Raw genomic sequence first — 3,202 nt, 5'->3', positions numbered from 1 at the left:
CCGGACTCCAGGGACCGGGTATGGAGGGCGTTTTTCTCTCCACTCCACAGCCTTAAATACCTATTGCATCAATGCCTTGATGCTTTTGGTAGTCATTTATTTAGCAAACCCCCCCTGGGGTTTGACTTACTATTTTCCTACGTTGCTTGGTTTACCCATTGATCACTTGTTTCAGCATTTGCTTGAACAATATTATTTGCCTTATCCGTCAACAATAGAATCTTGGTTGTTTTTGCCTAGGGTTTGCTGGGCAACTTGCTAGCTTGTTGCTTGGGCCTTGCCCACTCTTCCCTCCCTGCCTTCCCTCCTGCCGGTCCTCGGTGGTGGTTCGGGAGCCATCCTACTCAATTGCCACCAGCCGAGGCGGCGCCCCCCCCAGCCTTCGGGCATTGACTTGGAGCCATCCTACTGCACCAAGCCCACACACGCCGGGAGCCCCCCCTACGAGGGGGGCCACCGGCTCTTTGCTCGAGAGGAGCGGGGGGGAGGAGGGGGGGTGTGGCAGGGAGGGAGGGGGGGTGGGCGAGTGCGTTTAATCCTCGAGTAGCCACCATGGCAATCTGCTTGTTTCGGCGTTCACGTTGTACTTCCTGGCTAGTCTCAGTAGTTCGCTTAGGATTTGCCTAAGCTCTGCCTCATACAGCCACAGTTCTTGGCAGTCGACCTCCTCACCCTCGAGGACGACTTTACCATCCCTGCACTTCCTCATCAACTCCTCAACCCTACTTATTTGAGCCGTTAGGTCGCCGATACCGGCGTTGACAACCCTCGAAATGATGAATTCATCATTTGCATCACTCAATGCCTTACTCCCAGCATGGCTCAGGACCGCCTCGTAGATGAGCCTCGCTAGGTCACTCAGCAAATTCTCCCTAACATCAACCCTCGTCACATCGACCTCCTCGACAATAGACTCCACGTACTAACCCCATAAGCCTTAACCAGCGGGTGTAGCACCGAGGCCACACTCACCAAGGCCCTGATGTACCAAGTCCTAAGGCACTTGATGGCTCTTTCATCAAACCGCCAATTCGAGGAATCGAATCTACGGCAATCCCTGGTGAAGAAAGCCCTAACACCACGCTCATTAAATTCACGAAGGCGCCTAAGTAGTAAACCAGCAAGCCTAATGGACTCGCTCCAAGAGTTCATACTAACCCCCCCTATACCCAGCCCACGGGCCAGTTGAATCACCCCCCCCGAGGAATTCGCCCGGGCCAAGCCCAGGCGATCTACCTCAGGGCTCATCACTCCCCCCCAATAAAAATAATACAATTTGAATTAATAAGGGGGCGGGATTCGACGAGACTTTGTAAAAACATGATCAATGAATGATGTAAAACAAGGATATGGTAATAACGACAGCGACGATGATGCTAATCATAAAGGCTATTATAGGTGATAACACAGATGATAAGATAGAACGTAAAAAATCAAGAAGATTAAAACAAACCCAAGCGATTCTCTAGCGTTTCAGGCTTTGTTGGCCTGCTACGGCAAAGTTCGTGAACCCTTACTCGTACGAACATTTCTAGGATAAACATAATTACGCCAGCCAGTAATATTACTGCGAACATCATGAAGGTTGCGGATAGGTATACGCTAAGTGCTGCCCTACTTATGAATGCGGGTATCATCAAACCAATACTCAGCGGTATTGAAATCAAGATCATTATTATCACGACTATCCTCAAAATCCTCACAGCGTAAACCTCAAACCTATGAAGCCCAAACCTACTAAGGAATTTATTGATACGCTCAAGCACATTTTCCTTTCCCGACCCCCCCTCCCTACAGAGCTCCTCAACCTCATACTCACCCCCCCTCTCAATAAGCACGGCAATAATGACTAAGGTAATCTCTACACCGAATAGCACAGCCTCAATGACCGACGGAAGCTCCGAGCAAGGAAATACCCTGCATAAGGCATCATACTCATAACTCGGAAATATACTCATAGGATAGCCAATAATAAATAACGCTATGAAAAAGGCTTGAGAGACTATGAACCCCCCCCACTCTATAATGAGCAATCCAAACGCATCTACATGGAATGCGTGAGCAATACTCCATGGTCTTTGCGATAATACGACATCCCTATCAGATTCCTCATACGTTAGTAATGCCCTCACTGAGTGCAGGTAGAGTATGTAAAATAAAAAGAACATAAAGTATGAGATTGGAGTAAGAAGGTATGCAAGCATCGCATAATTAAAATTCGTAACCGCCTTATTCGGCAACGTGCAGTTACCACAAATACTACAGATTGCAGATTCATTGCACACTACGGCAATGGCGGAACTATTGATAACACTGGTACTTACGGCCTCATTAAGATATTTTATGACATTGAAAATAAGATACACATAGTTTTTAAAAAGAAATATAAAAGCCAAAACATTAGTTACTAATGAAAGTATTAATAAAATAAACGTTATAAATGCGAGAATCACGAGTCTTCTAAGACCTAAGCCCCCCCTTAGTGCCTCACGCACCGTCTCTATGTGTTTACATTATTATTTAAACTCATTGCTTAGGAATTCGTGTGATACCTAGGCTAGCCTTACTTTGCATGGCACTGGTCCTCTGTGTCTCTTTGCCATTTCCTTGTCTGCGTTGTATCCTGACTCCATTAGTAGCCTGTGTACTGTGTATGCGGTCCTCCTCGTACCCATGTGTAGTCTACCCCTGAGGGCTATTTCCTTAACCACGTGTAGGTAGGCAATGTTCCTAACCACATCGGCGTCGTTAAATGCCTGAAGGGCATTGCCCTCGGGTCTGCGTTCACGTACTTCAGCATGTGCCTTGGGACGCCTAGCCTCGCTAGGAAGTAGGTTATTGACGCCATGTACATTGATGGGTACGCAGTGAATAACTTAAAGCCCTGGTTAACGGCCTTGGCCAAGGCATCAACGCCCGCCCTAACGCACTCAAGGCTCTTTATCGAGACCTCGCACTCGCCTATCTCGGCAGTAACGTAGCCGATTATGACCTCACCCCCCCCTGTTATGAATGCCCTAGGCTCCCCCCCATGAAACGCTAGGGCTTCCCAATGCATTCCCAAACACCCCCCCTAAGCAGTTTGTTGAAGGCCTGCTCCTCAAAACCATGCCTCCTAACAACCTCAACAGGAACACCAAAAGCACCCAAACAACCCCCCCTGAGAGTCGTCGTGCCCATCTTTGGCTTAACCTCCGGGTCT

Annotated in this window: 5 protein-coding genes; all 5 read right to left on the bottom strand. The window is 48.2% G+C overall.

Annotation, left to right across the window (positions count from 1 at the left end):
- Positions 1–532: 532 nt before the first annotated feature.
- The 5 genes from JCM11216_RS20300 to JCM11216_RS14070 all read right to left on the bottom strand — a co-directional run bounded on the left by JCM11216_RS20300 (position 533) and on the right by JCM11216_RS14070 (position 3,058).
- Positions 533–919 (bottom strand): hypothetical protein, encoded by a 387-nt coding sequence (locus JCM11216_RS20300; protein ID WP_243676477.1) that lies wholly within the window; start codon positions 917–919, stop codon positions 533–535.
- Positions 889–1,248 carry a hypothetical protein gene (locus JCM11216_RS20295; protein WP_243676476.1) on the bottom strand — a complete coding sequence of 120 codons (360 nt, stop codon included), beginning with the start codon at positions 1,246–1,248 and terminating at the stop codon, positions 889–891. Before JCM11216_RS20295 ends, JCM11216_RS20300 begins: the two co-directional genes overlap by 31 nt.
- Positions 1,249–1,442: 194 nt before the next feature.
- Positions 1,443–2,168, bottom strand: a complete 726-nt coding sequence (locus tag JCM11216_RS14075; RefSeq protein WP_243676475.1) for a hypothetical protein — start codon at positions 2,166–2,168, stop codon at positions 1,443–1,445.
- 384 nt (positions 2,169–2,552) lie between these two features.
- Positions 2,553–2,738 (bottom strand): hypothetical protein, encoded by a 186-nt coding sequence (locus JCM11216_RS20290; protein ID WP_243676474.1) that lies wholly within the window; start codon positions 2,736–2,738, stop codon positions 2,553–2,555.
- Complete coding sequence (locus JCM11216_RS14070) at positions 2,696–3,058, bottom strand: hypothetical protein (protein WP_054854601.1); 363 nt, start codon at positions 3,056–3,058, stop codon at positions 2,696–2,698. The genes JCM11216_RS20290 and JCM11216_RS14070 overlap by 43 nt, the downstream gene beginning before the upstream one ends.
- Positions 3,059–3,202: the final 144 nt, after the last annotated feature.

This window comes from Vulcanisaeta distributa JCM 11216, from assembly GCF_001315985.1.
Classification (GTDB): Archaea; Thermoproteota; Thermoprotei; order Thermoproteales; family Thermocladiaceae; genus Vulcanisaeta; species Vulcanisaeta distributa_E.
The sequence above is the reverse complement of the archived record's forward strand: the minus strand, read 5'-3'. Positions and strand labels throughout refer to the sequence as shown.

What these genes read in the sequence shown, in the direction of transcription:
- JCM11216_RS20295 (WP_243676476.1), bottom strand. Translation starts at nt 1,248, where the DNA reads ATGAGCCCTGAGGTAGATCGCCTGGGCTTGGCCCGGGCGAATTCCTCG.
- JCM11216_RS14075 (WP_243676475.1), bottom strand. Translation starts at nt 2,168, where the DNA reads ATGTTCTTTTTATTTTACATACTCTACCTGCACTCAGTGAGGGCATTA.
- JCM11216_RS14070 (WP_054854601.1), bottom strand. Translation starts at nt 3,058, where the DNA reads ATGCATTGGGAAGCCCTAGCGTTTCATGGGGGGGAGCCTAGGGCATTC.